We start from the raw sequence: 14101 nt of genomic DNA, 5'->3' as shown, positions 1-14101 counted from the left end.
ACGCATTTGGTCGCGCCCGGCTTTGCCGAGTGCACCGGAAAGGTCCATGAAGCATTGCCCCACGAAACGCCCCTGATCACCACCCTCGTTGCCGGCTTCGGCCTCGCGTTCCTGTTCGGCCTTCTGGCGCAACGCCTGAAGCTGCCGCTGATCGCTGGGTATCTGCTGGCGGGTGTGGTCATCGGACCGTTTACGCCGGGCTATGTCGCGGACATGAAGCTTGCCACCGAACTGGCCGAGTTGGGGGTGATCCTGCTGATGTTCGGGGTCGGGCTGCACTTCTCGCCACGGGACCTTATGGCAGTCAGGGCCATCGCCGTACCGGGCGCCTTGGGACAGATTGCCGTAGCCACCGCCTTCGGGACCGCAATGGGATGGGCCATGGGGTGGAGCCTGGGGGCGGGACTGATCTTTGGTCTTGCACTTTCGGTCGCGTCGACCGTGGTGCTGCTGCGCGCGCTGCAGGACCGTGACCTGGTCACCACGGACAAGGGCCGCGTCGCCGTGGGCTGGCTGATCGTCGAGGACCTGGTCATGGTGATCTCCCTGGTGCTGATCCCGCCGCTCGCGGGGCTTCTGGGTGGCACCGCGGTGCCGGTCGCCGAGGAGGCCGAGGCGGTGGCCGAGGTGACCAGCAACATCGGCATCGGGCCGATCGCCGCAACGGTGATGATCACTCTGGCGAAGGCTGCGGCGTTTGTGGCGCTGATGCTGATCGTGGGCCAACGCGTCGTGCCGTGGGTGCTGCACTTCGTGTCGCAAACCCGCTCGCGGGAGCTTTTCCGCCTGTCGGTCCTGGCGATCGCATTGGGGGTTGCCTATGGCGCCACGCACTTCTTCGGCGTTTCTTTCGCGCTTGGTGCCTTCTTTGCCGGTATGGTGATGTCGTCGTCGACGCTGTCACAGCAGGCCATGCGCGAGACCTTGCCCCTGCGCGACGCATTCGCGGTCCTGTTTTTCGTTTCGGTCGGGATGCTGTTCAATCCCGCTATCATCCTTGAAGCACCCCTGGCCCTGGTCGGTACGGTCCTGATCATCATCTTCGTCAAGTCGCTCGCGGCTTATTACATCGTGCGCGCCTTCGGACATGAGCACGACAAGGGCCTGACCATTGCGGCAAGCCTGGCTCAGATCGGGGAGTTTTCGTTCATTCTGATCACGATGGCCGTCACGCTTGACATCGTGCGGCCCGAGGCGAGGGACCTTGTGGTTGCCGGAGCGATGATCTCGATCCTAGCCAACCCGCTTCTCTTCCACATTCTGGACCGCCGCGAGGCGCGGAAGGCGGAGGCTCTTCGTTCGACTTCGTCTCCTCATCGCGAGGACGGCGCGTCTGGTGAGGCCGTCAGCGACGAGCAATCGGCTAGATCTGGCGCCCCGTCAGAAGCTTCGGCAGCTCTCCCGTCAGGCCTGCCGCCTGCCGCATGAAGCCGCGGCGGAGGCCCGGCACGGCGTTCACGATCCCCATGCCAAGGTCGCGCCCCAGGCGCAGGATCGGGTTGTCAGTGGAGAACACCCGATTCACCGTGTCCATCCCAAGGGCCAGAGCCGTCGCATCAAAGCGCCGCCAGCGCTGATACTCCTCCAGCGCAGCGGGGCTGCCCGGCTCTTCGCCGCGGCGGCGGGCAAGGATAAGGACCTCGGCCAAGGCGGCGACGTCGCGAAGCCCAAGGTTCAACCCCTGGCCCGCAATCGGATGCACCCCATGCGCGGCATCCCCGACCAGCGCCACGCGCGGGGCGGTGAAATGCTCGGCCAGCGACAGGGACAGGGGATAGGTGAAGCGCGCACCGGCAAAACTGATCTCGCCCAGGAAATCGCCGAAACGGGGGCGCAAAGCCTCCAGATACTCGGCATCCGGAAGAGCCTGGATCGCGGCGGCATTGGCATCGGTCTCGCTCCAGACGATGCTGGAATGATGGCCGCCCTTCAGCGGCAGGATCGCCAGCGGGCCAGAGGGCATGAAGAACTGCTGTGCGATGCCCTGATGGTCGTGTTCGTGCCGGATCGCGGTAACCAGCGCGGTCTGCCCGTAGCCCCAGCCGACCCGGCGGATGCCAGCACGCTGGGCCGTGCCCGACCCGCGACCGTCGCAACCGATCAGAAGCGCCGCCGCAAGCTTGCGGCCCGACGCGAGTGTCACGGTGACCCCCTCGGTCGTCACGTCCTGCGCCACCACGGTTTCGCCGGACAGGAGGGTGATCCCCGGAGTCTGCTGCATCGCCTGCAGGAAGGCCGCATAAAGGTAGCGGTCCTCCAGCATGTGGCCCACCGGGCCTTCCTCGATCTCGGAAGCGTCGAAGTGCAGGAAGAAGGGGGCGGCCCCTTCGCCCGCGCGGCCGTCCGAGGCCTTGATCTCCAGCATCGGCTGCGCCTTGTCGGCGACGCTGTCCCAGACTTTGATCGCCTGCAAAAGCCGCACGGATGCAATCGCCAAAGCATAGGCGCGCCCGTCGAAGCCGGCCTCGGCCCGGTCCGGCGCGGCACGGGAATCGACTACGGTGACCCTGAAGCCGCCTTGCGCCAGCGCCAGGGCCAGGGCCGGACCGTTCAGTCCGCCACCGGCGATCAGGATATCGGTGTTCCAGGTCATGCCTCTTTCTTGGCCCCCTTGGAACGGATTGTCCATGCGTCGCCAAGCCGCTACCCTTGGTGCAAAACGGGGGGCAGGATGAGCGGAACCTGGGCACATATGACTGCGGCCGAGCTTGGTCGCGAGATCGGGACGGGCCGGATCAATCCGGTCGAGCTGACCGAGTTCTTCCTGGACCGGATCGACAGCCACCCGCTGGCCGGACGCATCTATGCCCGTGCCACGGCGGCTCGGGCACGGGGCGAGGCGATGGCGGCGGCGGCTCGGGCCAAGGCGGGTCTCCGCAAGGGGCTGCTGGACGGGGTGCCGGTCAGCTGGAAGGACCTGTTCGACACGGCGGGCGTGGCAACCGAGGCGGGGTCTGCACTGTTGAAGGGCCGGACGCCGGAGCGCGATGCCGCAGTCCTTGAAACCGCGACGTTGCAGGGCTTGGTCTGTCTGGGCAAGACGCACATGTCGGAACTGGCGTTCTCGGGTCTCGGCTTGAACCCGGTGACGGCCACGCCGCCTTGCCTGAACGACGAGCGGGCGGTGCCCGGCGGATCGTCCTCGGGTGCGGCGGCCTCGGTGGCTTTCGGGCTGGCTCCTGCGGCCATCGGCTCGGATTCCGGGGGTTCGGTGCGGATACCCGCCGCCTGGAATGATCTGGTCGGACTGAAGACGACGGCGGGAAGCTTGTCGCTGCAGGGTGTGGTGCCGCTGTTCGAAACCCTTGATACCGTGGGCCCGCTTGCCCATTCGGTCGAAGACTGCAACCTGCTGCTGGCAGCCCTAAGCGGCAATGCCGCGGCCGATCTTGGCGGGGCAAGCCTGACCGGGGTCCGCCTTGCAGTCCTGGAAACCCTGGCCCTGGACGATGTGCGCGAACGACCCGCCCAGGGGTTTGAAGATGCCATCCGGCGCTTTGCCAAGGCCGGAGCGCAGATCCATCGCATTGCGGCTCCTGAGGCCGCCGAGGCCGTGGCCCTGGCGGGAGTGCTTTGTCCGGCAGAAGCGTACGGGACCTGGAATGAGACAATCGAGGCCGCGCCGGAGAAGATGTTCCCGCGCATCCTCGACCGCTTCCGCACGGGGGGCCAGATCAGTGCGGTGGACTATGTCGCGGCCGCGCGGCGGCTGCAGAAGCTCCGTGCCATCTGGGCCGAGCGCGCGGCCGGCTATGACGCCGTGATTCTGCCGACCTCTCCGATCCTGCCACCCGACGCGAGCCGTCTGATGACGGACGACGCCTACTATGTGGCCGAGAACCTGCTTGCGCTTCGCAACACCCGTATCGGCAACATGCTTGGGCTCTGCGTCCTGACGTTGCCGACGTCGCAGCCCTCTTGCGGTATCAGCCTGATGGCGGCGGCAGGGGAAGACGCGCGATTGCTGCGGCTGGGTGCGGCTGCGGAACGGGCGCTGCTTTAGCGGGATGCTTCTGGTTGGACTGCGGCCTGGTCCCTAGTGGAGCGAAGGACATCACAGGGGGGATGTCTCACACCCGGTGATAGGGCGACCCGGCCAGAATCGTCGCCGCGCGGTAAAGCTGCTCGGCCAGCATCACGCGGACCAGCATGTGCGGCCAGACCATGCGTCCAAGACTGATCGCAAGGTCAGCGCGGCCGCGCAAGGTGGGGTCCACGCCGTCCGCTCCGCCGATGACGAAAGCCGCGTCTTGCCGTCCGCCGTCGCGCCATCCGGCCAGCGCCTGCGCGAATTCGGGGCTGGAGAGCGTCTTGCCCCGTTCGTCCAGCACGACCAGTGCGGCGCCATCGGGGATCACACGCGACAGCAACGCGCCCTCGGCCGCCATGCCGCCGCCCTTCCTGTCCTCGACCTCATGCTCGGTCGCAGGACCCAGGCCCAACGGTCGGCCCGTCCGGTCCAGCCGCTGGAGGTAACCGTCCACCAGTTCCCGCTCCGGTCCCGCCCGCAGGCGGCCCACGGCGCAGAGATGCAGGCGCATCAGGCCTTTGCAGCGAGAGTCGAGCCCGCCGGAAGCCACATCTTTTCAAGCTGGTAGAAGTCGCGCACTTCCGGACGGAAGACGTGGACGATGACATCGCCTGCGTCGATCAGCACCCAGTCGCCGGTCTCCTTGCCTTCCATGCGGACGTTGATCCGCAATTCCTGCTTCAGCCGGTCGGCCAGCTTTTCGGAAATCGAGCCGACCTGCCGGGACGAACGCCCCGAGCAGATGACCATGTAATCGGCCACGTCCGACCGACCGCGAAGGTCGATCTGCACGATCTCCTCGGCCTTGTCGTCATCGACGGACTTCAGAACCAGGGCCAGAACGTCCTCGGAGCTGTAGTCCTGCGAGGCGGCATCAGCGGTTTTCGGGCGCGGACCGACGGGAAGGCCGGTAGCGGGATCAGAATGCGACAGGACCAGGTCCTCCAGGGGAAAGCGCGGACGAAAGGCCCCCGCGCCGGGCCGATTGGTCAAGCCTAGCACCGGGGCGGGCCAATCTCAACCAAAGGCGGGCGGCTACGCCTTATTCCGCCCCTTGGCAAGGCTAGATCATATCGCAACGCGACAGTTCCCCGGGAGTCGGCAAGCGATCGGCAGACAATCTGCAGTCAGTCACGTCTGGGCACAGGTCCGGCGCAGTGCCAAGTGTGGTGGCCGAATGTCACGACAGCAGGCCCGTCGTCATATGCCGCTTGCGTCCGAATCCCGCCTTGCGCGTGACCGAGAACCCCGCCTCGGCCAGCGCCCGGCGGACATGACCGGCGGCGGTATAGGTGGCGAAGGTTCCCCCAGCCGCGGTATGGCGGGCGACCTCCTGCATCAGCTCGGGTGACCAGAGTTCGGGGTTCTTCGCGGGGGAGAAACCGTCCAGAAACCACGCGTCGGCGGCTCCGTCCCAGGTGGCCAGCGTCTCGCGCGCGTCGCCGATATGGATGGTGGCGGTCAGGCCGGGAAATTCCAGCACCGTTGCCCCGGTGGCCCATTGGCGCAGGAAGAGCTTGGCCACCTCGGCGACATCGGGAAAGGCGGTCAGGGCGCGTGCGATGTCCGCCGTTTCCATCGGAAAGGCCTCGAAACTGGCGTAGTGAAGGTGCCCCGGCCCCTGGTGCGACAGCAGCACCGCCATAAGGTTCAGTCCGGTGCCGAAACCCAGTTCCGCGATCCGGAACCCGTCGCGGAACCGTTCCGGCAGGCCGTTCCCGGACAGGAAGACATGCCGCGTCTCGTCCAGCCCGCCCGCCAGCGAGAAGTAAGGGTCGTCGAACCGGCGCGAGACAGGGATGGTCTCGTCGCGCCAGTCAAGCATCGGGGTCTGGTCGGGGCTGGCCATCGGGGATAGTCCTTTGCGCCGAGTGATGGTCTTGGGGCAGCAGAATGGCAAGCGTCGACGTGACGATCCGGGGCGGAGGGATCTTCGGTTTGTCCATCGCCTGGGCCTGCCTTGGGCGCGGTGCGAAGGTCCGGGTGATCGAGACGCGGTCCTGGGGCGCGGGCTCGTCGGGCGGGCTGGTCGGGGCGCTGTCGCCGCATGTGCCGGAAGCCTGGAATGCGAAGAAAGCCTTTCAGCTGGAGAGCCTTCTGATGGCCCAGGACTGGTGGGCAGGGGTAGAGGCAGCCTCGGGGCAGCCCTCGGGCTATGCGCGCCTTGGCAGGCTGCAGCCATTGGCCGATGACAAAGCAGTTCAGGCGGCTCGACGCCGTGAAGGCGATGCCGCGCTTGTCTGGGGCGACAGGGCCGAGTGGCAAGTAATCCCGGCCAGCGGCGCGCCCTGGGAGCCGGCGACGCCCACCGGCTGGCTGGTCCGCGACACGCTCTCCGCCCGGCTTTCGCCCCGGCTGGGCTTGGCGGCGCTGACGGGTGCCCTGAAGGAACTGGGGGCCGAGCTGATCCTTGGCGAGGCAGAGGAGACCGGCGCCGTGGTCCACGCCACGGGCGTTGCGGGACTTCAGGACCTGTCGCGCAGCTTTGGATTGACCGTCGGTTCGGGCGTGAAGGGCCAGGCGCTGTCGCTGCGGTTCGACGCGGGCGATCAGCCGCAGCTCTTCACTGACGGCCTGCACATCGTGCCTCATGTCGACGGGACTGTTGCCATCGGATCGACCTCGGAAACCAGGTGGACCGACGATGGCCCGGACGCCCAATTGGACGCCCTGCATGCGAAGGCCGTCGCTGCGGTGCCCGCCTTGGCCGGTGCTGCGGTTTCCGACCGGTGGGCCGGGATTCGTCCCAAGGTCGCAAGCCGCGCGCCGGTGCTGGGCCACTGGCCGGGCAGGTCGGGGCATTTCGTGGCGAACGGCGGCTTCAAGATCGGCTTCGGAATGGCGCCTAAGGTGGCGGAAGTCATGGCCGATCTGGTGCTGGAGGGCCGTGACGCGATCCCGCCCGAGTTCACGCTGGAAACCCTGCTTCAGAAGGAAACGGCGCGCCGGTAGGTGATCGAGGTGGGCCGGTCAAATCCCGGATCGGCCGTCCGACCAACCTCGACAAAGCCCATCGCCGTGAAGACGCGCTGGTTCTCCACCAGCTCCACCCTAGTCTGCAACTCCAGCGTCGGCAGCCGCAACGCCCGCGCCCGCGCTTCCGCCTGATCGACAAGCCGCCGTGCCAGACCCTTGCCCCGATGATTGGCAGCCACGGCAAGCTTGCCCACATAAAGCGCCTCGGGTCTGGGAGTGAGGAAGACGCATGCGACGGGCTTACCGATAATCCAGATCTCGCCCATCGCGGTTTGCCGGGCCAAGGCCTCGGGCGTCAGGTCGCGCAATGAGGAGGGCGGGTCGATCCGACCTTCCATGGAGGCGAAGGCGTCGGACAGCAGCCTCAGGATTGCTGGCCAGAGAGTGGCCTCGGTGACAAGTTGCGGTGTCATCGTCGCAGAGTGCGGCTGGTCTCGGCAGATCGCAAGAGGCGGCCCGGCGGCTCGCCTTTCCGGATGGGTTCCGCTAAGCCTGCCGCAAAGCGAACCCAGGACCGCCGCATGACCCCCGCCTATCCCCAGATCCGCGACCTTGTGCTGATCGGCGGCGGGCATGCCCATGCTCTGGTCCTGCGGATGTGGGGGATGGACCCCTTGCCTGGGACGCGGCTGACGGTGATCGACCCCAATCCGGTGGCGCCCTACACGGGCATGTTGCCTGGGCTGATCGCGGGACACTACCGGCGTGACGAACTGATGATCGACCTTGTCCGCCTGGCCCGTTTCGCCGGGGCGCGGGTGATTCTGGACCGGGCCACGGGCATCGACCCGGCGACGAAGATGATCCATCTGGCGGGACGCGGGCCCGTGCCTTACGACCTTGCGGCCATCGACGTGGGGATCACCTCGGACCTGCCCTTGCTGCGGGGCGCGCCAGAGAATTCCGTCGCCGCCAAGCCGCTGGCGCGGTATGCCGAGGCATGGGAGACCTTTGTCGCTCTGGCGCCCGCAAAGCCCAAAGTGGTCATCCTGGGCGCGGGTTTGGGCGGCGTTGAACTGGCGTTAGCTTCCGCCCATCGACTGGGCGGGGCCGCGACGGTCACGCTTCTGGACCGGGCGCAGGCGTTCCTGCCCACCCTTGCCCCCGCAGCGCGCCGGGTTCTGGAACAACCGCTGACGGCAGCGGGGGTAGTTCTGCGGCTTGGAACGCAGGTCGCGGAGGTCCGCGCGGCGTCCGTTCTGCTGGAAAACGGGGAAGAGATCGGATCGGACTTCACGCTGACCGCCACGGGCGCGCGGCCCCATGGATGGTTGGCCCAAACGGGATTGCGCGTGCAGGACGGGTTCCTGGTGACGGACGCCACTCTGCGGACCTCCGATCCCTTCGTCTTTGCCAGCGGTGACTGTGCCGGGATAGAGGGCGACCCCAGGCCCAAGGCCGGGGTCTTCGCGGTGCGGGCCGCCAAGGTGCTGCACGCCAACCTGCGGGCGGCATTGACCGGAAAATCCCTGCAGGAGTTCAGGCCGCAGGGGGATTACCTGAAGCTGATCTCGCTGGGCAAGAAAGCGGCGGTCGCCGAGAAATGGGGGGTGGCCCTGTCTGGCGCCCGGTTCTGGGACCTCAAGAACCGGATCGACAGGGACTTCATGGCCAAGTTCGAGGATTACCCGGTGATGGCGCGGCCGACGGCCCCCAAGGTGGCGACCGAGGGGCTGGCGGCGCATCTTGCCGGAAAGCCGCTCTGCGGCGGCTGCGGGGCGAAGCTGGGGCCAGGGGTCTTGTCCTCCTCGCTCGGGTCACTGCCGGCGCCAGTGCGGGGTGATGTGCTGTCGGGTCCGGGCGACGACGCAGCGGTGCTGAAGACGTCGGATGGTTTGCAGGTGCTGACCACCGACCACCTGCGTGCCTTCTGCAACGATCCGCGGCTCATGGCTCGGCTGACCGCGATCCATGCGCTGGGGGATGTCTGGGCGATGGGGGCGTCACCGCAGGTGGCACTGGCGCAAGTGACGCTCCCGCCGCTGGGGCCGGAGTTGCAGGCGCGGATGCTGCGCGAGGTGATGGAGGAAGCCGGCCTGGTCTTCCGCGCCGCGGGCGCGGATGTGGTGGGCGGGCACTCGACCGAGGGCGCGGAGCTGACCATCGGTTACACGGTGACCGGGTTGGCGGACCGGCACATCGGCAAGGGCGGTGCCCAGCCGGGCGACGCGCTGGTGCTGACGAAGCCCCTTGGCTCTGGCACGATCCTTGCCGCCGAGATGGCTCTGGCACGGGTGCCGGGGGTCATGTTGGGCGAAGTCTGGGCCGACTGCATCGCGCAGATGTCGGTCGCACAAGGAACGGCGGCGGCGATCCTGCGCCCGGTGGCGCGGGCAATGACGGATGTGACGGGTTTCGGACTGGCCGGGCACCTTCTGGAGATGCTCGAGGCATCTTCTGTGGCAGCGAAGTTGCGGCTGGACGACGTGCCTGTGCTGGCCGGGGCGGTGGATCTGGCGGCGGCCGGACTGGGGTCCTCGCTGCAACCGGCGAACCTTGCAGCGGTCAGCTGGCGTATGGTTGCGCCACCCGGCCCGAAATCCGCGCTACTGACCGACCCGCAGACCTGTGGCGGGCTGTTGGCCTCGGTCCCGGCAGGGCAGGCGGCGGTGCTGGTTGCCCGTTTGCGGAACGCGGGGCATCAGGCGGCCGTGATCGGTGAGGTGGTCGCAGGGGCGCCTCACCTGACTGTCACCTAGATCAGCCCTTCCTTGCGGAAAAGCGCCTTGAGGTCCGTTTCCGGCCGCGCCCCGAAGTGCGAAATGACCTCGGCCGCAGCGAGGCAACCCATCCGGCCCGAGGTGGCAAGCGACTGGCCGGTGGCAAGGCCGTAAAGGAACCCGGCGGCAAACTGGTCGCCTGCGCCGGTCGCATCGACCGGGACGACGCGGCGGACTGGCACGATGGCCTCTTCCTCGCCGCGCACGACAATCACGTCGTGGCCTGACCGGGTGCAGACCACCAGTCCCGAGTCGCGGGCGGCCTGCTCCAGCGCCGCCGAAAGGTCGGTCTGGTACAGCGAGGCCCACTCGTGTTCGTTGCCGATCACATAATCGAGCGACTTGACCAGCGTGCGGAAGCTGTCGCGGTGGCGGTCGACGCAGAACGGGTCGGAAAGGGCGATCCCGGCCTTGCCGCCCGCCTTGTGGCAAAGGTCCACCGCACGTTCAAAGGCCTGTTTGCCCTTCGGCTTGTCGTAAAGGTAGCCCTCAAGGAACAGGATCTCGGCGCTGCCCGCGACGCTGTCAGATACATCGTCGGGGCCAAGCTCGGAAGAAATCCCGAGGTAGGTGTTCATCGACCGCTCACCATCGGGCGAAACGAAGATCATCGAGCGCGAGGTTGGCAGTTCGCCGCCGGGGACCGGAGGGTTGACGAAGTCGGTGCCCTCCTGCGCCATCGTCTGGGCGTAGAAGCGGCCCAGTGCATCATCGTGGACACGGCCGATGAACGCGGTCGAAAGCCCGAGGTTGCCAAGTCCGGCCAAGGTGTTCGCCACCGACCCGCCCGGTGCCTGCTGCCGGTTGGTCATCGCGCCGTAAAGCAGCTCGCCCCGCTCGCGTTCAACCAGCTGCATGATGCCCTTCTGGATGCCCATCAGGTCCAGAAAGCTGTCGTCAGCCGAGGAGAACACATCGACGATGGCATTGCCGATACCGACGACCTGGTAGGACTTCATGCGGTCTTCTCCGGGTAAAGGCACCAGTCCCGGATCGGGCAGATGCCGCATTTTGGTGTGCGTGCGACGCAGATATACCGGCCATGCAGGATAAGCCAGTGATGCGCGTGGTGCTGATATTCCACCGGCACGTTATCTTCTATGGCGCGCTCCACGGCGGTTTCGTCCTTGCCGGGACAGATGCCGGTGCGGTTGCCGACGCGGAAGATATGGGTGTCCACGGCCTGTGCGGGGTGGTGGAACCACATCGACAGGACCACGTTCGCCGTCTTGCGCCCGACACCCGGCAGGGTGACCAGTGCGGCGCGGGAACTGGGCACCTCACCGCCGAAATTGTCGATCAGCAGGCGCGACAGCTTGATGACGTTCTTCGCCTTGTTGCGGAACAGCCCGATCGTCTTGATGTGCTCGATTAGGGCCACTTCCCCAAGATCCAGCATCTTCTGCGGCGTGTCGGCGATCTGGAACAGCTTGCGGGTCGCCTTGTTCACGCCGACATCCGTCGCCTGCGCCGACAGCGCCACCGCGACCAGAAGCGTGAAGGCGTTCACATGCTCCAGTTCACCCTTCGGTTCGGCTTCGATCTCGGCAAAGCGCGCGAAGACCTGTTTCAGGGCGGAGTAGGGGAGTTGTGGCGTCATGCTTCCTTGCACCACGAAACCGGGCTTGCGACAAGCGCAGGAAACGGGTCGCGAAGACGGGCCGGGGCAGCTAGACCAGTGGAAAGCTCGTCGACCCCTTCGTCACTTCTGGGAAAATCCTCCGGCAGGATGGCGACGTGGCACGAAGAGACATCCCGAGGGCGCGACAATGACCGACCAATCCCCCGCCTACCATTATCAGGTGATCGCCCGCGCGCTGGAGGTGATCGACGCGACTGGTCCGGCGCTGACCCTGGAAGACCTCGCGGCACGCATGACGATGAGCCCGGCGCATTTCCAGCGCGTCTTCAGTCAGTGGGTCGGGGTCAGCCCGAAGCGCTATCAGCAATACCTCACGCTTGGCCATGCGCGGCGGCTTCTGGCGGAACGGCACACTCTGCTTGGCACCGCGCTGGAGGCCGGACTGTCCGGCACCGGTCGGCTGCACGACCTGTTCCTGACCTGGGAGGCAATGTCCCCGGGAGAGTATGCCCGGGGTGGAGACGGGTTGGAAATCCGCTGGGGCTGGTTCGACAGCCCCTTCGGCCCTGCTCTGGTCATGGCCACCCAGAAGGGCATCTGCGGTATCGGTTTCGCCGACGAAGTGGGCGCCGAGGCCGCATTGGAAGACCTTGTCCGCCGCTGGCCCCGTGCCACCTACACCGAGGACCCGCTGGCGATACGGTCAATGGTCGATGCGGCCTTTGGCGGCGGGGCCGCCAGCCTGCACCTGATCGGCGCACCGTTCCAGATCAAGGTCTGGGAGGCGCTGCTGGCGATCCCGACCGGCCATGTGACCACCTATGCCGACATCGCCGGGGCCATCGGCCACCCCCAGGCGCATCGGGCGGTGGGCACGGCGGTCGGGCGCAATCCGATCAGCTTCCTGATCCCCTGCCACCGTGCGCTCCGACGGGACGGCGGCCTGGGCGGCTATCACTGGGGACTGCCCCGCAAGCGCGCGATGCTGGCCTGGGAGGCGGCTCGCACAGATTTGTGATGCGCGGAACCCTGCCGAAGCCAGCGGGAACCGCCTGCCTCTCGACGCCGTTGGTGTATTGTGGCACGGGTCTGTGCAAAGGCCCACCAATGGGCGAACACTTGAGGCGAGAGCAAAAATGATGATGAAGACCCCCCTGATCCTGGCTGTGGCCGGCACTCTGTCCCTGACTGCCTGCGTCGACCCGAATGCCTTCCCGGACGATCCGAATGCGCGTCAGCGCCAGGGCGCGATCATCGGTGGCCTGACCGGCGCCGTGGCTGGTGTCGCCGTTGCCGGCGACGGCGACGAGCTGAAGGGTGCGATCATCGGCGGCGCTTTGGGCGCGGGAACCGGTGCCATCATCGGCGCCGACCTTGACCGTCAGGCGGCCGAACTGCGCGGCTCGCTGAACTCGAACATCTCGGTCACGAACACCGGCGAATACCTGATCGTGAACATGCCGCAGGACCTGCTGTTCGCCACCGACAGCGCCTCGGTCCGTCCGGACCTGCGCGCCGACCTGAATACCGTGGCGGCCAGCCTCCTGCGCTACCCGAACAGCCGGATCGAGGTGATCGGCCACACCGACAACACCGGCAGCGCCGCCTATAACCAGGACCTGTCGCAGCGCCGCGCCGTGTCGGTCGCCAGCGTGCTGCGTGAGGGCGGCGTGCCCGGCAGCCGTGTCGCGGCCTTTGGTCGGGGCGAGGATCAGCCCGTCGCGTCGAACCTGACGCCGGACGGCCGCGCCAAGAACCGCCGGGTCGAGATCATCATCCGTCCGACCCGCTGATCGCGGCGTATCTAAGACAAAAGGGGTCAGCTTGGGCTGGCCCCTTTTCCATTGTGATTCCGGCTGAATCGGTCATATTTCCGGACCAAAACCAGGGTCCGCCATGCCATTCCTGAAAGTTACGCCCGAGAAGCTGTCGAGCACGGTCGTCCGCCAGATCGAGCAACTGATCCTGCGCGGCATCCTGCGCCCGGGCGAACGCCTGCCATCGGAACGCGATCTCGCCGACAAGATGGGTGTCTCGCGCCCGTCGCTGCGCGATGCCATCGCCGACCTCGCCGAGCGCGGGCTTCTGGTCAGCCGGGCGGGGTCAGGCATCTTCGTGGCCGAGGTCCTGGGGTCGGCCTTCTCTCCGGCGCTGACCCAGCTTTTCTCGACCCATGAGGAAGCGGTCTTCGATTACATCAGCTTTCGCCGCGACATGGAGGGACTTGCCGCGGAACGGGCGGCGACGTTCGGCTCCGAAACCGACCTGAAGCTGATCGACACCATCTATCGCAAGATGGAGGTCGCTCACCAGAAGCGAGATCCTTCGGACGAGGCGCAACTGGATGCCGAGTTCCACATGGCCATCATCGAGGCCAGCCACAACGTCATCATGCTGCACATGTTGCGGTCGATGTTCGATCTCTTGCGGCAAGGCGTCTTCTACAATCGCCAGGTGATGTTCAAGAACCGCATGACCCGGGACCAGCTGCTGGATCAGCACCGGGCGATCAACGCCGCGATCCAGGCCCGGGACCCTGCGGCGGCGCGAACGGCGATTGCCGCCCATATGGCCTATGTCGAGCAGGCGTTCCACGACCAGATGCGCGCCGAGAAGCACGAATCCATCGCCCGCCAGCGTCTGGAACATGAAGCCAGCCGGTGACTGCATAGTGGGGCCAGGCGACGACGAAGCAACCCCGGATCAGGCGTGCGCCCGGTGTGCGCAGCCACGACGATCGCGCGGCGTCTAAAGCTTGATGACGACGAGTACGTGGCGCTGTCTGGACTTACA

14 protein-coding genes are annotated in these 14101 nt (G+C 66.7%); 7 read left to right on the top strand and 7 right to left on the bottom strand.

Annotated features, from left to right (window positions below; all coding sequences use genetic code 11):
• The first annotated feature begins 54 nt into the window (after nucleotides 1-54).
• The gene (locus Q0C42_RS02155) at nucleotides 55-1428 is read left to right on the top strand and encodes a cation:proton antiporter (protein ID WP_295071292.1); all 1374 of its coding nucleotides are present in this window, start codon (nucleotides 55-57) and stop codon (nucleotides 1426-1428) included.
• Here the strand turns inward: Q0C42_RS02155 and Q0C42_RS02150 are convergent.
• Entirely contained in the window at nucleotides 1364-2593 is a 1230-nt protein-coding gene (locus Q0C42_RS02150; protein WP_295071289.1) for a UbiH/UbiF/VisC/COQ6 family ubiquinone biosynthesis hydroxylase, read from the bottom strand. The genes Q0C42_RS02155 and Q0C42_RS02150 overlap by 65 nt on opposite strands.
• Before the next feature lie 78 nt (nucleotides 2594-2671).
• Between Q0C42_RS02150 and Q0C42_RS02145 the strand changes: the two genes are divergently transcribed.
• Nucleotides 2672-4003 carry an amidase gene (locus Q0C42_RS02145; protein WP_295071285.1) on the top strand — a complete coding sequence of 444 codons (1332 nt, stop codon included), beginning with the start codon at nucleotides 2672-2674 and terminating at the stop codon, nucleotides 4001-4003.
• Nucleotides 4004-4070: 67 nt separating this feature from the next.
• Here Q0C42_RS02145 and rlmH read toward each other — a convergent pair whose 3' ends face one another.
• From rlmH to mnmD, 3 genes are all read right to left on the bottom strand, one after another.
• Complete coding sequence (rlmH, locus tag Q0C42_RS02140) at nucleotides 4071-4541, bottom strand: 23S rRNA (pseudouridine(1915)-N(3))-methyltransferase RlmH (RefSeq protein ID WP_295071282.1); 471 nt, start codon at nucleotides 4539-4541, stop codon at nucleotides 4071-4073.
• Entirely contained in the window at nucleotides 4541-4870 is a 330-nt protein-coding gene (gene rsfS / locus Q0C42_RS02135) for a ribosome silencing factor (RefSeq protein ID WP_295072805.1), read from the bottom strand. Before rsfS ends, rlmH begins: the two co-directional genes overlap by 1 nt.
• Nucleotides 4871-5210: 340 nt before the next feature.
• Nucleotides 5211-5879 (bottom strand): tRNA (5-methylaminomethyl-2-thiouridine)(34)-methyltransferase MnmD, encoded by a 669-nt coding sequence (gene mnmD / locus Q0C42_RS02130; RefSeq protein WP_295071279.1) that lies wholly within the window; start codon nucleotides 5877-5879, stop codon nucleotides 5211-5213.
• Between the two features lie 44 nt (nucleotides 5880-5923).
• On the opposite strand from mnmD, the gene Q0C42_RS02125 reads away from it, so the two are divergent.
• On the top strand, nucleotides 5924-6982 hold the full coding sequence (locus tag Q0C42_RS02125; RefSeq protein WP_295071276.1) for an FAD-binding oxidoreductase: 1059 nt from the start codon (nucleotides 5924-5926) through the stop codon (nucleotides 6980-6982).
• On the opposite strand, the gene Q0C42_RS02120 is transcribed toward Q0C42_RS02125, so the two are convergent.
• Complete coding sequence (locus Q0C42_RS02120) at nucleotides 6958-7419, bottom strand: GNAT family N-acetyltransferase (RefSeq protein WP_295071273.1); 462 nt, start codon at nucleotides 7417-7419, stop codon at nucleotides 6958-6960. The two genes, Q0C42_RS02125 and Q0C42_RS02120, sit on opposite strands and share 25 nt — an antisense overlap.
• 108 nt (nucleotides 7420-7527) lie before the next feature.
• Between Q0C42_RS02120 and selD the strand changes: the two genes are divergently transcribed.
• Nucleotides 7528-9705 carry a selenide, water dikinase SelD gene (gene selD / locus Q0C42_RS02115; RefSeq protein ID WP_295071271.1) on the top strand — a complete coding sequence of 726 codons (2178 nt, stop codon included), beginning with the start codon at nucleotides 7528-7530 and terminating at the stop codon, nucleotides 9703-9705.
• Here selD and Q0C42_RS02110 read toward each other — a convergent pair.
• Together Q0C42_RS02110 and nth are read right to left on the bottom strand one after the other, a co-directional pair.
• Nucleotides 9702-10685 (bottom strand): adenosine kinase, encoded by a 984-nt coding sequence (locus tag Q0C42_RS02110; protein ID WP_295071268.1) that lies wholly within the window; start codon nucleotides 10683-10685, stop codon nucleotides 9702-9704. The two genes, selD and Q0C42_RS02110, sit on opposite strands and share 4 nt — an antisense overlap.
• Complete coding sequence (nth, locus tag Q0C42_RS02105) at nucleotides 10682-11326, bottom strand: endonuclease III (RefSeq protein ID WP_295071264.1); 645 nt, start codon at nucleotides 11324-11326, stop codon at nucleotides 10682-10684. The genes Q0C42_RS02110 and nth overlap by 4 nt, the downstream gene beginning before the upstream one ends.
• A 169-nt stretch (nucleotides 11327-11495) precedes the next feature.
• Here nth and Q0C42_RS02100 point away from each other — a divergent pair, with 169 nt between their 5' ends.
• From Q0C42_RS02100 to Q0C42_RS02090, 3 genes are all read left to right on the top strand, one after another.
• On the top strand, nucleotides 11496-12326 hold the full coding sequence (locus Q0C42_RS02100) for a methylated-DNA--[protein]-cysteine S-methyltransferase (RefSeq protein WP_295071261.1): 831 nt from the start codon (nucleotides 11496-11498) through the stop codon (nucleotides 12324-12326).
• Between the two features lie 118 nt (nucleotides 12327-12444).
• Complete coding sequence (locus Q0C42_RS02095) at nucleotides 12445-13101, top strand: OmpA family protein (protein ID WP_295071258.1); 657 nt, start codon at nucleotides 12445-12447, stop codon at nucleotides 13099-13101.
• Between the two features lie 103 nt (nucleotides 13102-13204).
• Nucleotides 13205-13972 (top strand): FadR/GntR family transcriptional regulator, encoded by a 768-nt coding sequence (locus tag Q0C42_RS02090; RefSeq protein WP_295071255.1) that lies wholly within the window; start codon nucleotides 13205-13207, stop codon nucleotides 13970-13972.
• Nucleotides 13973-14101: the final 129 nt, after the last annotated feature.

The sequence above is a fragment of the Tabrizicola sp. genome (assembly GCF_022842145.1).
Lineage (GTDB): Bacteria > Pseudomonadota > Alphaproteobacteria > Rhodobacterales > Rhodobacteraceae > Tabrizicola.
This window is presented reverse-complemented; position numbering and strand designations above follow the sequence as displayed.

Excerpts from the sequence above, each read along its gene's own strand:
- Q0C42_RS02150 (WP_295071289.1), bottom strand. The coding sequence starts at position 2,593 with ATGACCTGGAACACCGATATCCTGATCGCCGGTGGCGGACTGAACGGT.
- Q0C42_RS02145 (WP_295071285.1), top strand. The coding sequence starts at position 2,672 with ATGAGCGGAACCTGGGCACATATGACTGCGGCCGAGCTTGGTCGCGAG.
- rlmH (WP_295071282.1), bottom strand. The coding sequence starts at position 4,541 with ATGCGCCTGCATCTCTGCGCCGTGGGCCGCCTGCGGGCGGGACCGGAG.
- mnmD (WP_295071279.1), bottom strand. The coding sequence starts at position 5,879 with ATGGCCAGCCCCGACCAGACCCCGATGCTTGACTGGCGCGACGAGACC.
- Q0C42_RS02125 (WP_295071276.1), top strand. The coding sequence starts at position 5,924 with ATGGCAAGCGTCGACGTGACGATCCGGGGCGGAGGGATCTTCGGTTTG.
- Q0C42_RS02120 (WP_295071273.1), bottom strand. The coding sequence starts at position 7,419 with ATGACACCGCAACTTGTCACCGAGGCCACTCTCTGGCCAGCAATCCTG.
- selD (WP_295071271.1), top strand. The coding sequence starts at position 7,528 with ATGACCCCCGCCTATCCCCAGATCCGCGACCTTGTGCTGATCGGCGGC.
- Q0C42_RS02110 (WP_295071268.1), bottom strand. The coding sequence starts at position 10,685 with ATGAAGTCCTACCAGGTCGTCGGTATCGGCAATGCCATCGTCGATGTG.
- nth (WP_295071264.1), bottom strand. The coding sequence starts at position 11,326 with ATGACGCCACAACTCCCCTACTCCGCCCTGAAACAGGTCTTCGCGCGC.
- Q0C42_RS02100 (WP_295071261.1), top strand. The coding sequence starts at position 11,496 with ATGACCGACCAATCCCCCGCCTACCATTATCAGGTGATCGCCCGCGCG.
- Q0C42_RS02095 (WP_295071258.1), top strand. The coding sequence starts at position 12,445 with ATGATGATGAAGACCCCCCTGATCCTGGCTGTGGCCGGCACTCTGTCC.
- Q0C42_RS02090 (WP_295071255.1), top strand. The coding sequence starts at position 13,205 with ATGCCATTCCTGAAAGTTACGCCCGAGAAGCTGTCGAGCACGGTCGTC.